The organism is Haladaptatus pallidirubidus, assembly GCF_020700235.1.
In the GTDB taxonomy this organism is placed as follows: Archaea; Halobacteriota; Halobacteria; order Halobacteriales; family Haladaptataceae; genus Haladaptatus; species Haladaptatus pallidirubidus.
The window spans coordinates 48,363-64,857 of the sequence record NZ_CP085307.1 but is presented as its reverse complement, the minus strand read 5'-3'; the positions used below and the strand labels follow the sequence as shown (position 1 = coordinate 64,857).

Sequence of the window (16,495 nt, the reverse complement as noted above, 5' to 3'; positions counted from 1 at the left end):
TTTCAAGATGAGCAGAACAACTTTCTCTTCACACATCCATTGGATACACTGTGAGCAACACAACGAGCGAACGGCGTATGAGCGGCGGAGCGGATTACGAGTACAAGGTCGTCAACGCGCCGACCAGCTATCTGTGGTTCCGAATCGAGCGCGACGAAACCGAACGATTGTTGAACGACCTCGCGGCGGACGGATGGGAACTCGACGAGGTCATCGTCAACTGGTGGGGCGGTGCCGAACTGTTCCTCCGACGCCCCGCCGAGTGACGACGGTCCGTCATACCCGACGCTCGCGATGCAGTCGACGTACTTCGAGCGCGCATGTTCGTGGTACGAGATGTAGACGGCGTTGTTGACCTGTTCGAGCGTGTCGATGTCGCGGTATCGAACTTATACCGTAGTGTCGAACGAGAACTCGTTCATTGGCGGAGTGGCACAGTGAACGAACAAGGCGCTTCTGGTGTTCATATCTATTCGGAGACAGTTTCACCTCATATCTTGTTCAAGACGAGCTGATAGCGGTCTGGCTCACGATTGCTGGTTTGATAATTCTCAGAACATACGTTCTCTCACTCGCTTCGCAGGCTCACGCTCTATCTCTAGGAGCTGAGTCAGAGGACCGGTACTGAAAGAAGGTCACGCAACAAACCCATCCTCCGAACCTGTGAACGCGCCCCACAGTGACTGTCCGTTCTTCCGGTCACTGAACACGCTTGTGGCGGCTATCGCGAAGATGGGGTACAGCGATAGATAGAACAAAAATGCGCCCAGTTCCGCCATCATCGCCGAATAACCTTGCTGCTCCAGCATTCTGATGAGAGTTGGCATGGGAGTCGCTGCGATCCAACCAAAGACCATCCCCATCAGAAGGATCTGGATTGTATATCCACCCAATCGGCTTATTTTCAGCCGGGCGATCTCTCTGAAGTTTATTTGCGACATGGATAACTGTGATGAGAGGCGGGGGCTAAAGTATTACCCCTAAGAGCAGGTCGCCCGAATGACGCCCTGCCGAATGGTGGACAATCGGCCTCAGATAATCGGGTGCCAGATACACGACTTGCATGACAACTCGTGTTTATATATTTAAAGTCCATCCCGCTGGCTTACCGACAGTCGACAGTCGGCCGCGAGACACAGCGTCTTTCATCTGTTCTCCAGCCCGGCTGACAGTCATCCATGGCGTCACTCGGAGCGGTACTCCGGCTCGAAAACCCAGCGGTAGCGTGGGTGCATCCATGTAATGAACTCGGGACCAAGCCCCTGGACGGCTTCGAGTACCTGGCCCTCTGTTCGGTGACGGTCGACGTGGTGGCGCCCGTTCCCGTCGAGGTGGTCCTTCTCGATCGGCGTCTTGCTGATGCTGTTCATCAGCCGGTTGTAAGTCAACACGGCGTGGCCGTCGTCGACAATCCTAATAGTGAGCTTTCTGCCACCGTCATTTTCGAGGATGGTCGTCGCGATGCGGTCGCTGTCGATCTCGCGGTGATCATCAAGCACCGCGGCCAGCTCACTATGTAGGGCGTCGAAGAGTACCGTCTCCCGGAGTATGCCAGAACAACGGATAGGAAAGTATCTAACTCTCTGCCATAGAGAGCGGAAGTGAAACGGCTCCTGCCTGGTCGACAGTCCCCCTCACGGGACACCGGACTTCCGTTGTAATCTCGGACAGTCTCCCCTTCTCAGCACGGCTGACAGTCCGCTGCTCCCCAAGGTGCTGCTGGTCGGGAGTATTGCATAGACTATTGTTGATGAGAGGCGTCACAAGGATTCCTAGATAGCGTACGGGAACGTGATGGTTCTACGGAGGACTAGCAAAGATTGAAGGAGAAGCAAAGCACCCCACTTTCTAGGGTGATGGGTGGACCATCAAGGCCACCAACATCCTATCCTCACTGATACTGCTACTCGACAGTCCCACGTGAACGCTTCTCGCGTGTGTACCTTGCACTGTCATGAGGTTGGGCTTCAGCACTCTGGCGGACACTGATCTGAAAAACCTGGCACCCCACAGTTTCGATCGTTGGCACCCAACTGTGCTATCGCACTCTCAGATTTAGTTGCTATGAGACGCCGTCAGATCGTCACTGTTGCATCTCGTATCTTGGAAGGCTCATTCTACACCCAGAAGGTGCGCTGCAGCACGGCGGGACTGTCGACGCCCTTCGCATGGCTGTCTTCCCCTGGCGCCAGTTGTTCCCGGCGGTCGCCGTCGTTGACTGTCCCACGTTCTTCCATGGGGGTGTTTTCCTCATAGTGCCCGGCTGACTGTCAATCGTTGCACTCCCTTCGCTTGTCTGTGGTACGTAGCGGGCCTGACTGTCCCTCTCGGGGTTTTATTTGTGTTGTTTTCTCGTCCGTGGGACTATCTCCTCTCCATTGGAAATTTATGTTTGTTTGAGGATTAGAGACTGTCCCATTCCGTCGGGCCCATGAGGGTTCGTTTTCTCGTTTGGGGACTGTCCCGTTTCGAGTATTGTTTGTGTTTGTTTTTTCGGGTCACTTCTCACCTCTCTCAACGCCCTCGTGCCTGGCGGACTGTCCACTATATACTGTGGGACCTCCTGGTACTCCTCCGTTCTAACGGTCGTCTCTCGCGCTTGTCTTGGGTGTCCATTTTTCTCGCCTATTTGGGGTGCCGTTTCACTCGTACTGTGGGGTGCTATTTTCACTTCGTTTCAGGGGTGCCGTCTTGCTCGACACTCCAGTATTTCCTATGCTTTTCTTCGTGTCACATCCCACACCTTTCTGCTGTTGACCTTCCTTTTCGTTATTTTTTGTCCGATGTTGTTTCCCACGGCTTCCCTTCGGGAATCTCAAACCAACTTGGTACAATCGGAATATTATTGTTATCTCACTCCGTTATCCTTGCTTGTGACCGGTTATGCCAACTGACAATTCCGCCACTGACGATGAGTACCACGGGCCAAAAATGGAGATCATCGAGCGGAAGCTCGACCAGGGGAGCCAGCACCGCCGGAGCATCCTCGCGGCCTTCGCGAACAGCGATGAAACCGAGTTAAATACATCCATCCTTCGCGAGCGTGGCGACGTCCCGACAGGGAGCGCTAACCACCATTTGGTGACACTGGAAGAGTGGGGGCTAATCGAGGATACGGGAGAGCGAGAGTACCCCGCTGGCGGTGGCCGCCCGGCTCGGATCTGGCGATTGACCGAGTTCGCCGAGGAGTTCATCAAGCAGACAGACACGGCGCTGACGCCACCGCCAACGGCCGAGACAGCGGCGCGGGTTAGCGCCGTCGAGAATCGTCTCGAAACTGTCGAGGAGAAACTGGACGACCAGGAGAAAATCAAGAAGGCGCTTGTCCTGTTGGCGTCCCAAAGCGATGCAGTAAGCGACGAGAATGTCGCCGAAATGCGTGAGCTGCTCGGCGTGAATTAGCGAAGCGCGTCGATGATATCCCCGCCGCTCTCGTCGCTACTCTCTGCTTGCTCTTCCTCCTGGTCGACGAGCATATCCAGCGGGACATGGTTCCCGTCCTCCCGATAGACCAGCAAGTCTGCTGGCGTCTTCGCGTCCTCTTTGACCACGATGATGTCCAGCATGTCCGTGTCATACTCAGGGATGATCGGGGCCTTGATCCGCCGATCGCCACCCATCGGATAGGCTGTCTCGTCTTCGAAGATGGCTTCGGCACTCTCGAAGCGGGCGTGTTCCGTTCCGTTGTCGTCCCGAAGGACGTACTCACCACTGCTCTCCTCGTACACCCAGACGTTATTCGAGCTCCCGGGCCGAGTCATGGCGTCACCGTCGATCGTGACGCCGCTTGTCAGTGTGTAGAACCGTCGTTCGCCATCCACCGGGTGGTTCTTGTGGCTCCCTTTTGGCTCCTTAAGCAGTGTCGTATGAACCCGCTTGGCCGTCTCTTCACGAGAAACGAGCAAGCACCGCCGCCCCTCATTCACCGCCTGCATGACGTTGCGGACTGTCTGTGAGGGTTGACTATCTCCGGTTGTGTGTTCGCTTTCAATGTAGACGTCCTTCGTTCCAGCCAGGCGGTGAAGGGTGGGATGATACTCTCGGTAGTGCGTGACGGCGTCGGCGATCTCCTCGTTGTCTGCGTTGTCGGGGATGTTGAGGGCGTCCTCGACGCTTGCGGTCGCGTCGGGCATGTCGCTGGTATCCTGTGCGGGAATGTCGACGATGAACCCGAGTTGCGTCAGTGGCACGTAGGCGTCTTCCATCGGCGCCCAGTGTTCGGCGCTCCCGTCGTTCTCCTTCTCTCCGACTTGCATGAAGCTCTTCGTGAGTACTTTGACGTACATGTCCCCGTCGCGTTCCTCGTGGTCGAGGTGCGTTTCGGGAATGCTCTTGAAGATATGGCGCCAGGCTTTCCCACTCGTCTCCAACCCGTTGCTCACACCGAGATGGCGCCGGAGGCGGTCGAGACAGGCGGTTATCGGGACGAAACCCCTGGGATTGCCATCCCGAATAGAGGTGTCGAAGACGGCTTTCAGTGCTAAATCCCGCATTCGCTCGTCGTTCGCGGTGTCGATCTCCGCGGCGCTGGTCGGCGTAGTGCCTTCCTGGAGGTCGCCGTAGGGTAACTCGCGCTGAATTTCGGCATCGGTGACCGGCGGGCTCCCATACTGTTCGAGGCTTCGGCAAATCACCTCCTCGGCGTCGGCTTCCGAGCGAAGGGGCGGATACTGGGCGAAGGTGTGTATCTTGAGCGGGTCGGAGTACTGCATCCCGCCTTTGATCGGGATTTTCGTCCACACCTGCCAGTTCTCCGTCTCCATCAAATCCTCATCTGTGTACCCCTTGAATAGCTTCGCAACGGGACGGGCGTCTTCGTCGTTCGGCAGCCGGAAGATCACCGGGTTGTTGCAGTTCGCTTTCACGGCGCTCAGCACACCCGCTTCGTTCAGTTGCTCGGGATACTGGCAGGCGATCGTCACCGAGAGTTTCATCGACCGAGCCCGGGCGAGCATATTCTTCACGTCGAGATTCTGGCTCGCGATAGCGTCGAACTCATCGAAAATGGCGAAGAACGGTTCGTTCTCACCGTCCTCGAAGGAACGACTTTGCACGGCGCTCCAAATCGGGCGCATGACCCCGAGCGTGATCATCTGTTTGACGTCCTGATTCGAGACCGGCGTTCGGACGATCACGATTTTGTTCTCGTCGATGATTTCCTGAAAGTCGATCGAACTCTCACGCTGGGCGATAATCCGCCGAATGACACCGTTCTCAACCCAGTTTTTCACTCGTGATAGGAGGGGGCGAACGGCGTCGTCGTCCATCTCCGCAATTTCGCTCACGAACTCCTTGATGTAGGGATCCTCGACCTCCTCGGCGAACTGCTCACGACGTTCCTGATTGAGCAGCACAAAGTAGAAATCGATCACCGAATAGTCTTTATCCGATTTCATCATCGCGCGGCCCATACTATCGGTAATCGCCCGCATGCGCGGCCCCCAATAGTCGTCGTTATCGAGAATTGCCTTCAAGTTCTCTAGGCGGTCCTCTATCTCCCGTTCTAATTCGACCTGGCTGTCCGTCTCGGGGATTTCGAGGAAGTTGATGCCGACGTCCCGCTCAAAGTCTTCGTCGCCGGGTTCAATCCATACCACATCATCGAGGCGGTCCTCCGGGAGCAGCTGGAGGAGTTCCTTCGAATCGCGTGCCTTCGGGTCGAAGTAGACGAACCCGTGACCGGCGTACGCTAACTGAACCATCCAGTTCAGAAGTTCGGTCGTCTTCCCGGCGCCAGTCGTCCCACACACCCAGTTGTGCTGAAAGAGCGAATCGAACTCGATCGGCACCTCGCGAAAGCCCTCCTGGGCGCTGTCATTGTAGCCAATCCAGAGCGGACTCTTGGGACGGTCGCGCGACCCCTCGATGAGCTGGCGGACCTTCGGGCCGGCGACGACGTCGTTTTCCTCCGTGTGAGTGAGAACCTCGGCACCGCCAATCCGGTCGTTCCCGGTCGGCGTTATCTGGTACGGTTCACCCGTCGGTGCGCGAAGCTCATCGGGAATCTCGTCCTCGCGATCGGCGTCCTCGACGGGAGTGTCGTCTTCATCGTCGGACTCGTCGCCGCCGAATAGGTTATCGAACATCGTGGATCACCAAAGCCCAGCGTCGGACTTGCACCGACGTGACGGCGTGAACCATCCGGGAAACAGGGGAGCGTCGCCGCTGTTACTCTTCGCGCTGACTGTCGGCCGGCACTTCGCCGCCACGTTGGGCGTAGCGCCAGTCGATTTTCGGCGTCTCAATCTCCTTGTTCGGGACGTGTGCGGCACCGGCGAGTTCGTTCACGGAGAGAATCATCTCACGGTCCTCCCATTCGCGAGCGTGGAGTTTCTCAATGAATGAGGCTCGTTCACTGGCCGGGACAGGCGCGTCGGTAAACCCCTGCTCGGTCATGGTGTTGTAGTAGCGGGTGAACATGCCCGCCACACCCCGCGCTCGCGATTCGGCTTCGTACTTGTCCGGCGAGGCGGCGAGAATCCGCATGTTGGTGTGAAAACCGTACTGTCCGCGCTGCATTTCGACGATATCCGCGGCTTCGCGGTCTTTCTTACTCGCGTCACGAGTGCGGGGGTTCAGCCACCCAACGACCTGGTCCGACCGAAGCCCTTCGGCGACGTCGTCGACGCCCTCATCCCGGGACAAGAGCCCGCCATCGCCTTCGGTCCAGTCGTTCTTCGCCGGGCGAAAGACAACTTGCACGACGACCCGCGTTTCCAGTGTTGAGAGCATCTCGCTCGTCATTTCGCCGTATGGGTCGCGCTCGAAACCTTCGCCCTGATGGTTCCGAATCGGGTAGTAGTAGTGCCGGTTCAAGTCGAGTTCCGCGCCGGCGATATAGTCGTCAGGACGGATCTGCGGGAATGCATCGCCACCTTCCACCCGAAACACCTGGGTATTCGAGTAGCTGTTTGCGACGCGCCGACGGAACTTGTCGGCGGCGTCCTCATCGGCGGCATGCATGTAGAACTTCAGCTTCTCTTCGTCAAACCACAGTTCGAAGGAGTGATGCTGGCTGATGTTCTTACTCCGAAGCCCCTTCGTCCGAACGTCATGAAGCGATTGGAGCATCGCGGCACCGTCGACGATACCTTGATTGTCTTTGTAGGGGCGAATGCCGAGTAACACACCCGGCGTCTCGTCTACGGTTTGGGTGTACGACCCGTCGAGTTGTGTCGCGGTGTACTCGCCGGCTGCTTCGTCGCTGCCGAACAGCCCCATCAGATCTCACCCCACTCATCTTCGATGTACGGCCGAAACGGGCCGTCCTCACTCGCTTTGTAGCTATAGATCACGTCCTCGAAGGGCGAGGCGCGTTCCTGGGCGTGCATCCACCCTTCGACGTCCGCGTAATCGACAAGATAGTCAGTGTAGCCCAGGCCGTCCTCCCCGCGTTTGGCCTGGCTGGTAATGAAGTTCAGTTGCTCGTCGTTCATCCCGAAGCGCGTCTTCGCGTCATCTTCCTCTAGTTTGTCCGTGTAGAAGAACTCGGTTGTCGGAACCTGGCCGAGAATAGCGCGTTTGGACTCTTGCATGTCCTTGTCGTCAGCGCTCGCAAAGTCGCTCGGACGGTGCGAGAGAAACCAGAGCCCGGCGTTGAAGTGCCGCCAGTGGCGCGCCGACTGCTGGAGCCATGACAGGATTTCCTTCGACTGAAAGAGGTAGTGCGCTTCGTCGATCACGAACAGCGTCTTACTCGGCGCTCGTTTCACCGCTTGGTAGACCTGTCCGAGCATCAGCTGGAGCATGGTCGCCTTGTCCGCCGCGGCGCCGAGGCCCTGAATCTGCTGGAGGTCAAGGTACGACACTTCACCCGGGCGAATGTGTGCCTCGGATTCTCCGACGAGCGCGTCGTGCTCACCGTCTTCTTTGAAGCCACTGAGGCGGCGAAGGAGCGGCCCGGCGTTCTCTTTGATCTGTGCTTTCTCCAGTTCTGAATCGACGTACTCGCCCGGGTTTTCGCCCATGTCGTTGACGATCTCCCGGAAATCAGCCATCGTTGGACTGTTCTCGGCTTTGTGCGTGGTAACGTCCGCTTTCAGCACGCCCGCCTGTTCATATGTCGCGTTCAGTGCATCGGAGACGAGCGGGGCGAACTCGCCGGCTTCGTCGCCGATCATGTCGAGAATGAAGTTGCGCGCCTCGGTGAACTTCATATCGTACGGATCTAGATTCCCCGATGCTGCCAGCGCCGCTTCCGGCGTCTCCTCGATGTGGAGCGGATTGATCGTCTGTGAGCCATCCACAGTGATGTGCTGGCCGTTCATGAGTTCGATGAGACTCCCGAACTCGCCCATTGTATCGCACAGAATGAGCGTCCGGTCCTCACCAGCCAGATACCACCGGGTGGCTTGCTTGCCGACGTGGTAGGATTTTCCGCTCCCGGAGTTTCCGATCGTTAGTCGGTGGCCGGGTGCCACTGAGAACTGGTCCTTGATGATTTCACTCCCATTCTGCACGTTCCGACCCTGCTCGACACCGTCCTCCTGGTCGATATAGGCGGACACCGGTGGGAAGGCGGCCGCGATCGTTCCCGAAAGGGTGAGCGAATAGCGCTCGCGCGTTGAGACGTCGGCGAATTTGTCCCGCCCGTTCGGCGAGCAGGATTCGAACAGTTCGGCCTGACGCTGTTCCGGGGCGAGTACCGTTAGGTGAGCGGGTGCGCTTTCGAGGGTGTCCCGAACCTTATCGCAGTCGTCTTCGAGCGCCCGGTGTTTCGCGATGTCCAACGCTTGGTCGTCTTCGGTCGCCAATCCTTCCTCGATCCGCTCCTCGGCTTTATCGAGCGCCTGGCGCGTTCCCGCCCGAACCGTCACGTAGCCGCTCAAGTCCCATGGTTGGGCTTGCGTGTGATGGAGCAGCTTGTACATCTTCACGTACGGGTCGAGGTCGTCTTCAACGAGAATCGCCGAGACGTCGCTCACGTCTTTGCGCTCGTCGATGTTCGCGTCGATCTCCCCAATCGTGTCCTTTAATTCCAACTCAGTCATGCGTTTGTCTTGCTCGCGAACGTCTAGACAGACGTCCACATCCACGCCTCGCATGGTGTAGATCTGCTCGAGGAACTTCTCACGCGGTTCGACCGGCCAATCCGCAATCCAGTAGGTTCGGCAGTACTGTTGGCCCGTGCGCACGTAGCCGTCGCGAGCGTCGAACGTCTGTGGGGCCAGGAGTTCCTGCACCCGATCGTGGGCCAAGCCGGTGCCGTCATCGTCGCCACCCGTGAGCGGGGCGAGCAACCCTTCCCGAACCTGCGCGAGGAACGACGTGTCTTCGTCGACGTCCTCGTCAGCGTGGGTACTCGCCGCGATTGGTTGCGAGACGGTGCCGCCGTCCGTTGTCGCTTCGACCGTCGCGACGTCCGCGACACCCGTCCGTGGTGTATCGGTTGCATCCACGGCTTCCGGGCGCGGGCTGTCGCCTTCCTCGGCACTATGCGGCCACACCGCGGCATCGATATCTTTCGTCACCCGCTCAGTGTCGAAGGAGTGTTCCGTACCGCTCCAGTAGCGCCCCAAGAGAAGCGCATGCTCGGCCGGACCCACTTGGGTCGTCTCACACCCGTCAGTACTCCCGAACGCCCGACAGAGGCGAGACAGGCGCGTTTTCACTTCCCGCTGCATCCGCCGCCGCTTTGCCTCCCACTGTTCATCGTCGCCACCGAACAGCAACGAGCAGATCTCACCGTCGTCGGTCATATCCGACACCGCAACTTCGTCCGGGCGGACCTCGACGACGAGATAGTGCTGCCATTCCCGAGCGTCGAACCGCGGAAAGTCGGTGTTCTCGGTCCACTGAATGACGCTCCGAAGCAGCTCGCGGGCCAGTTTCCATTCCTCGCCGGCGTACTCCGAGGAGTAGAGCTTCGCGCGGTATTTGTCGATGACGTCGCGTGGGTCGATTTCCAGCGCCGAACTGAACAAGCGGAAACTGAAATCGCTCACGTGCTGATCGAGTTCGGTCCGCACCCGGCCGATCATCTCCCGCGCCTCGCTCTCTTTTTGCATCGCTGTATTTCGGCCGGATATCCGAGCCATTGCAACGAGGCGGCCGTCGTCCATTTCGGCGGTGCCGTCGACGTGGATCCGCTTCACGCCGTGGACGGTTGCGGCTTCGTCGCTCGTCTTCGGCAGGCGACGGCTGGCCTTCAGCTGTGCAAGTGGGCTTTTGATCCGGTCCAGTCCCGAGGTGTACTCGTCGGAGGAGATCGCGAGCCCAAAGGCGCCAAGTCCACCCAGAGCGCCGACACCGACGCCCACAGCAGAGAGGACGAGTGGGGCACCGAACAGAGCGGCGAGGCCACTAATGCCCATGAGGCCGGCGCCTGGCGCGCCGTAAAGCATATTGTTTACTTTGACCCCATGAAAATCCAGTCCGGAATCGACGTACGGCGGGACGAGTTGGGTCGGATCTTTCGGCGTCTCTTCATTGGTTGTCATGGGTAAGGTCCGTCTCCCAGCCTTGCACTGGGACGGCGGCGTGAACCGAAACGGGGGTTAGTCGTATCGCTGCAATATCTCACGGCCTTGGCTGAGTTCGTAATTAGCGCGTTCCTGCTCTTCGCGAGCTTCTTGGGCGTCGATACCACCGTCGGCATTCAGTGCGTTATCCACCGAGCGGTAGTTCACAGTGTCCACCTTCGCTGAGGTACCTGTACGAAATGTCGAGTTCTCCGACTGCTCCCAACTCGAATCGTCGCTGCGGTAGTCCTGGACTTTCTCATGAACTTCGTGGCCGACGCGCTCACCAGCCTTGTCGACGTATTCACCTGCCTTCCGTTGGTTCGATGCAGACGTCCCAAGGGCAACCGAAGCGGCGTCATTCGCGTGCGCGAGCATCTGTCTCGGAAGAATGAGCAACGCGAATCCAAGACCACCGACGACGAGTGCGGATGTCTCCAGCACACCAAGTGGTGAGGATGTCCAGGGAAGCTCCGCGAGGAGTTTGAGGACAAGTGCCTGGAAGAGCTTCGTAACGATCACGACGCCAAAGAGGTAGACGAACGTGTCACCAATGCTCTTCAGGAACCCGGTGTAACTCCGGCAGGCCCAGGCGAGTGGCCACAGAAACACGCTCAAATAAATGAGCGCGCGTTCAAGGCCGAGGACAAGAATTCCAACCGCTACCGTCCCGGTTTGCACAATACCGAGAATGACACCGAAACCAATCCCAACGCCCAGCTTCGCGAGCTTTGAGTTCGTCTGGATGAACTCGGCACCGCCGGGTGCGATGGACATCACTGTCTCGTTCGCCAAGTGGAGGATAAGTGGGGGGATGATCCAGGTTGTGGCCAGCATGATGAATGCGATACCAACGCGCTTCCAGGCGTGACGTTTCTCGTAGGGATCCGATCGGTAGAAGGACATGCCGAACCCGGCCATCAGAACGACCGCACCAAGACCAGAGGTCCACTGGGCGGCTCGATATACACCGGGCCACACGCCGTTTTGTGGGTTCACCCAGGTACTCGGTTTGTCGGGTTGGCCTGGGGCGGGAATCGAGGCGACACTATGGCGAACTGTATTCGCGATCCCCTTCCCGAGTCCGAGGAAAATCCCAGCGATTGCTTTGAGCTGGCCCTTCGCCATATCTGCTGGGTTGATCGATGGGCCGATTCCGTCGAGAATGCCACCGCCGTTGTCATTCCCTCCGTTGCTGCCGTTCGTGGAATTGGTACCGTTCGTTGTCGATACGTTGTCTGGAGGCGATCTTTGTCCAGTACTTGGGCCACCGATCCAGTGATGCTGAGATGTCGTTGAGTTGTTTGCTGCGACTTGTTGTGCGGTGACGGGAGTAGTGAGTAGTGCAACTATCGCGACGAGACAGAGCACCGACAGCCAGCTGGTGTTACGATTCCGAATCATAGTCAGAACAGTGAGCCATGTGGCTCACATGATGTTCGCGAAATTCACGCACGAGAGCGTGCTCACGCCTGCTTTGTCGATGACGACTGCGAACAGTGGGAAGAACCACGCGCCAAGGAACGTGATGATCGCACCCTTGAGCGCCTCGCGGCCTTCTTTTTTCTTGTCCGATCGGGCACTCCCTATCTTGTTTATCGCGATGGCACCGCGGAACGCCGAGAGCAGAATCATCCCAAGCGTGATCATCCCAAATGCGAGTGTGATTACAGGACCAAGGCCGGATGAGCACATCACGTCGCTTGCTTCGTTAGTCGCTTGTGCTGCGACCGGCATTGAAAACACTGACAACAGGGTGATGGCACTAACGCTCTTTCGGATGGATTGAACGGGAATGACACCACCTATCTTCATGATCAAGCGGTTCTGAGAGTGACAGCTCTGTAGTGAGTAGTCCTTGAATTGTTGAAACCGGCTTGAGATGGTTGTTTCATCCGATTTCGGCTTTTGTTCAATCATCGTGTTCACTATGAGATCTAGATCTCTAGATAAATACTTTACGGACACAGTGGTTTGTCTTGTGTTGCCGAATACTGTTGGTGTATCCGTAAAGTACTAGTAGTCCGGAATAGGGCTGTTTTACATGCTCCTATACAAACCCAGTAGCATGGTCTCGCTCACAGATGTCGACAAAGAAATTCTCGAACTCCTTCGAGAAGGACGCGCTACTCAATCGTATATCGTCGACGAAACCGGTCGCTCACGCCAATACATCCACAATCGCTTGGGAATCCTCGCCGCTGCCGGCTATCTTGAGAACATTCACGCGAAGACCGCATTGTACGAGTTAGTGGACGATCCACTTGCTGATGAGGAGAATGGAGGATGAGGCCATGCAAATCCCACCGTTATCGATCGAAGCACCAAACGAAACCGCGCGAGAAACAGTACGGCGTCATACCGCGATACTCATCGGTCTCATCAAAGTCCTGCTCGTCGGCGGTCTGATACAGATCGTCGTCCTCGGGAGCGTAGGTGCGGTTGCACTGTATATTCTCAACGTTTCACAAGATACGAGCGGGTGGATGGTTATTTTCTCATGGTTTGGTGCTGCGTATCTGATGAAGTTCTATGCACGGAGCGTCTTCCCGGTGAATGGCGATCGATTCGAGCGCGTCTGAAAACCTCACGCGATTTTTTCGCCGTCGAGAAACACGTTCGTGAGCGTCGCTCCTCCGTTCCGAATGACTCGCTGTTTCGATGCATTCCACCCTGGCGTGTTGATCACGAAGTCCTTGACTATTGCCTGGCCAACGTCGTCGTTGACAACTAGCGCTTTCATTGGCGTACCCCTGATTGTCACCTCCACATTTTGGATCACTGCTTTCTCAACACCGTGCATCACCGTCAGCGACCATCCCGTCGGCTTTGTCTGGACGATTTTCGTATTCGAGACCGTACACGTGCCATCGTCGATGCGAATCGGGCGCTGCTCGTAGTAGAACTCCTCGCCAAATGAGCGGTCGGTCACTACCACACAGTTGTGAATCCGTGAGTTATTGCCACCAACACGGATGTTCGACGCCTGGCTGTTCGCCGCGATACTGTTCACGACTTCAACCATCGCATAGCCCGTCTCTGGATGGCCGCCAATCACGTAAATACCGTTATCCGGCCAGCCACCGAACAGCGAATTCTCGACGCGGAGGTATCCATGTGCCTTCGGGTGCATCGTGATTCCTGATGTCGCCCACGAACGGCCAGCGTACGGCCCACCGTCGTAGGTGTCACGCGTGTTAATCGTCTTCTGGTATGTGAGCCCACCAAAGCGAAAGTCGACGTTGCTCACACGGGCTCGTGCTTCCTCTGTTGCCGGGTGGACCCGCAGCGGTCCCTGGCACCCGAGCGAATGCATCCCGACCTGGCGAAGCGAGCGAATCTCCGACGTTCCAGCCGTATGGTGATTCAACACCTGCATCCCCTGATTTTCTCCTCGCCAATCGAGCGTGAACCCACCGAAAAGGAACTTGCCTCGGTGTGGATTATCGGGGATTCCGATTTTGAAGTGCTGGGCAGGACCGTGGAACTCGCCCGCTGTCACATCGAATCCATGGATTGCATCCACTTTTCCGTGAACGAGCGTCGCGTTCTGCCCGATAATGCCGAGGTTCTGAAGCCCGACGCGCCGAACCTGGCTGTTCATTTTGTAGCGTCCGGGTGGGAAGTAGAGGAGTGTATCACTCCCAATCTCGCGCTGGATTACGGGCGAGACATCCTCGTCTCCAGTCGGATCTGCGCCTGCCTTCGCCATGTTCACCACATTGCGGAACTCGCCGCGCCACGGCTTGGGATCGATCGATCCGAAATTACCGTTTGTTGCGTTTGTGCTGTTGTTTGTCGGGCCTGTGGACGGTACACTCTCGCCTCCCGAACTTGTCGGGAGGAGACAACCCGACAGAGCTGTCGCTCCAACACTTGCGCCTGTCGCCAGAAATGCCCGTCTGCTGTGCGATTCGCGATTATCTGTGTCAACGGTTGGAGGTGGTGTCATAGGGGGATCACTCGTGGCTCGGTGCAGGTGTTGTTTCTAGAATACGTTATTAAATCAATCTAGATAAGTTTTTCGTAGGTTATTATAATTATACAAGTTAGATTTGATTAAGATATAATTCGAGTCAATTAGTATCCCGTACTAACTAACTAATATCGATCAGGACGGAGAGACATGAGCAGAGAACCAATTAAAGAAATGCCGCATACAGCGGCCGAAATCCGCCTCTCACGTCAATCGAAAAATTGCAAATTAATCACGGGACTTTCAATGGCGCGGTCACATGGGCGAGTGCTGAATCCACTCGTGAAAGTGCAGACTGAGCAGGCGAATCAGCCGACACAGGGCGATAGCTGATCATCCCCACTTCTGACGTACCGCTCTTCGCGAGAAGGCCAGTGGATTGATACAGTTGCTGGGTGCAGACATGCTATGACTACGAACCAGCGACGAGTCACCGCTGTTGGATTCCTCGGTACTCTCGTCATACTAAGTGGGATACTTTATCTTGTGGGTATCGAGGATCTCCTCCGAGTGTTGTCGCGCGCTGATGCTGGTCTCGTCGTCCTCGTCGGTGCAGTCACAGTTGGATGGCTCGCCGCATGGGCACTTGGTCTTCGGACAGTACTAGCAGTTCTAGGTGTACGCCTCTCGGTGGTTCGGTCGTTCCTCGTTCTCAACGGGGCCATGTTTTCGAACAATGTGACCCCATTCGGACAGGCAGGCGGAGAACCTGTTGCAGCCCTCCTCATTTCGAAGGTTGCCGAGACGGAGTACGAGCGCGGCCTCGCAGCGATTGCGAGTGTCGATACAATCAATTTCTTGCCGTCAGTCACGCTTGCGCTTATCGGAGCGGCGTACTTCGCCACTGAAATCACCTTTAGTCAACGGTTACGGGTTGCGATTGGTCTTGTGGTCGGACTCGCCGCTGTTGTCCCTGCGTTGATTTACCTCGGATGGCGGAATCGAGACGCCGTTGAACAGAGACTTGAATCCGTGCTCACACCACTCGTCCAGCGACTTACGGAAGCTCTGCCTGGTATCTCACCTCTCGACGACTCCGGTATCAAATCTAGGATTGAGGGGTTCTTTGGCGCAATTGAACGTATAGCGACCAATCGCCGAGGAATCGTTCTTACGCTCACTGCCTCAACTCTCGGATGGGTTTTTCAAATGATTGCACTGTGGGCGGCGTTCTGGGCAATCGGGACATCGATTCCGTTCTCGGTGATGCTGTTCGTTGTCCCGATGGGTACCCTCGCCAGCATTACACCGCTTCCGGGTGGTACTGGTGGCATTGAGACTGTCCTTGTGGCGATTCTTGCAAGCTTACCGAGTATCGCAGTTGGATTAGAGACGTCGTTTGCTGCAGTCGTGATATTCCGTGGTTCTGTGTACTGGATTCCGATTCTCATCGGCGGATTCGTCGTGAGTTGGGTCGGTGTCGACGCGTTCGGGACAACTGCCGGTTAAAATCCCGGTTCCCTCGGGTGAATCACCGTATTGATGCTGGCGCAGTTGAGCTCGTACCCTTACTGAAGTTAGTAGATTGTACTAGCCAATGAGCATCGGATTGGTGGCGGGGAATCCGGAAGTAGAGGCATTGGGCAGCCCAGAAAGACACCATCGACTCCCCCGAGAGTTCGGTAGGGGGGTGATTTTATTGCTGGTTATGATTTTAGACGACAGTGAACTCGGAATAACTTAGTTGAGATCCGTTCGTATCACTACCGCCTGTTGCACTAAGCAGGTGTGGACAGACTCCAGCTTAGTTTGCAAGCGAATATGCGGTATAGCGGAATCCTATTCTTGCCTATTGTTTAGAATGAACAGTGGATGGTGATAGGTTTCAAGAGTTGTGTTGAATACAGGGCGCGCATCTTGCACGGCTATTCTATAACGGATACGTTGATACCGACAACCGCTTAGTTATCGATACACTTGGTTTCGTGAGCTTGGCAGTGCAGACATACCAATTTGCTTTCCCTGGACCATCGAAAGGTATGGAAGTTGGTGAACCAGGCCGAAAGAAGTGACCCGCTGGCAGCCCGCAACCACCGCAGAGGGGATCGCGTCTTCTACA

The 16,495-nt window shown here is 56.7% G+C and carries 13 protein-coding genes; 5 read left to right on the top strand and 8 right to left on the bottom strand.

The features are described from left to right. Positions 1-50: 50 nt before the first annotated feature. A complete protein-coding gene (locus LIX15_RS30020) occupies positions 51-266 on the top strand; it encodes a DUF4177 domain-containing protein (protein ID WP_227779076.1) in 216 nt (71 codons plus the stop codon). A 369-nt stretch (positions 267-635) separates the two neighbouring features. Here LIX15_RS30020 and LIX15_RS30015 read toward each other — a convergent pair whose 3' ends face one another. After that, on the bottom strand, positions 636-941 hold the full coding sequence (locus tag LIX15_RS30015) for a hypothetical protein (protein WP_227779075.1): 306 nt from the start codon (positions 939-941) through the stop codon (positions 636-638). Positions 942-1,184: 243 nt separating this feature from the next. After that, the gene (locus tag LIX15_RS30010; protein ID WP_227779074.1) at positions 1,185-1,499 is read right to left on the bottom strand and encodes a hypothetical protein; all 315 of its coding nucleotides are present in this window, start codon (positions 1,497-1,499) and stop codon (positions 1,185-1,187) included. 1,384 nt (positions 1,500-2,883) lie between these two features. Here LIX15_RS30010 and LIX15_RS30005 point away from each other — a divergent pair. Continuing rightward, positions 2,884-3,402 carry a helix-turn-helix domain-containing protein gene (locus tag LIX15_RS30005; RefSeq protein ID WP_227779073.1) on the top strand — a complete coding sequence of 173 codons (519 nt, stop codon included), beginning with the start codon at positions 2,884-2,886 and terminating at the stop codon, positions 3,400-3,402. On the opposite strand, the gene LIX15_RS30000 is transcribed toward LIX15_RS30005, so the two are convergent. The 5 genes from LIX15_RS30000 to LIX15_RS29980 all read right to left on the bottom strand — a co-directional run bounded on the left by LIX15_RS30000 (position 3,399) and on the right by LIX15_RS29980 (position 12,197). Continuing rightward, complete coding sequence (locus LIX15_RS30000; RefSeq protein WP_227779072.1) at positions 3,399-6,086, bottom strand: type IV secretory system conjugative DNA transfer family protein; 2,688 nt, start codon at positions 6,084-6,086, stop codon at positions 3,399-3,401. The two genes, LIX15_RS30005 and LIX15_RS30000, sit on opposite strands and share 4 nt — an antisense overlap. Positions 6,087-6,168: 82 nt before the next feature. After that, the gene (locus LIX15_RS29995; protein WP_227779071.1) at positions 6,169-7,221 is read right to left on the bottom strand and encodes a DUF8128 domain-containing protein; all 1,053 of its coding nucleotides are present in this window, start codon (positions 7,219-7,221) and stop codon (positions 6,169-6,171) included. Continuing rightward, complete coding sequence (locus LIX15_RS29990) at positions 7,221-10,439, bottom strand: VirB4 family type IV secretion system protein (RefSeq protein ID WP_227779070.1); 3,219 nt, start codon at positions 10,437-10,439, stop codon at positions 7,221-7,223. The genes LIX15_RS29995 and LIX15_RS29990 overlap by 1 nt, the downstream gene beginning before the upstream one ends. Positions 10,440-10,496: 57 nt before the next feature. Further along, on the bottom strand, positions 10,497-11,864 hold the full coding sequence (locus tag LIX15_RS29985; protein ID WP_227779069.1) for a TrbL/VirB6 family protein: 1,368 nt from the start codon (positions 11,862-11,864) through the stop codon (positions 10,497-10,499). 24 nt (positions 11,865-11,888) lie between these two features. Further along, on the bottom strand, positions 11,889-12,197 hold the full coding sequence (locus LIX15_RS29980) for a hypothetical protein (protein WP_227779068.1): 309 nt from the start codon (positions 12,195-12,197) through the stop codon (positions 11,889-11,891). Positions 12,198-12,528: 331 nt separating this feature from the next. On the opposite strand from LIX15_RS29980, the gene LIX15_RS29975 reads away from it, so the two are divergent. Further along, the gene (locus tag LIX15_RS29975) at positions 12,529-12,750 is read left to right on the top strand and encodes a helix-turn-helix transcriptional regulator (protein WP_227778378.1); all 222 of its coding nucleotides are present in this window, start codon (positions 12,529-12,531) and stop codon (positions 12,748-12,750) included. A gap of 4 nt (positions 12,751-12,754) precedes the next feature. Beyond that, the gene (locus tag LIX15_RS29970; protein ID WP_227779067.1) at positions 12,755-13,042 is read left to right on the top strand and encodes a hypothetical protein; all 288 of its coding nucleotides are present in this window, start codon (positions 12,755-12,757) and stop codon (positions 13,040-13,042) included. Between the two features lie 5 nt (positions 13,043-13,047). On the opposite strand, the gene LIX15_RS29965 is transcribed toward LIX15_RS29970, so the two are convergent. Continuing rightward, entirely contained in the window at positions 13,048-14,172 is a 1,125-nt protein-coding gene (locus tag LIX15_RS29965; RefSeq protein WP_227779066.1) for a hypothetical protein, read from the bottom strand. 672 nt (positions 14,173-14,844) lie between these two features. Here LIX15_RS29965 and LIX15_RS29960 point away from each other — a divergent pair. Next, the gene (locus tag LIX15_RS29960; RefSeq protein WP_227779065.1) at positions 14,845-15,885 is read left to right on the top strand and encodes a lysylphosphatidylglycerol synthase transmembrane domain-containing protein; all 1,041 of its coding nucleotides are present in this window, start codon (positions 14,845-14,847) and stop codon (positions 15,883-15,885) included. Positions 15,886-16,495 lie beyond the last annotated feature (610 nt).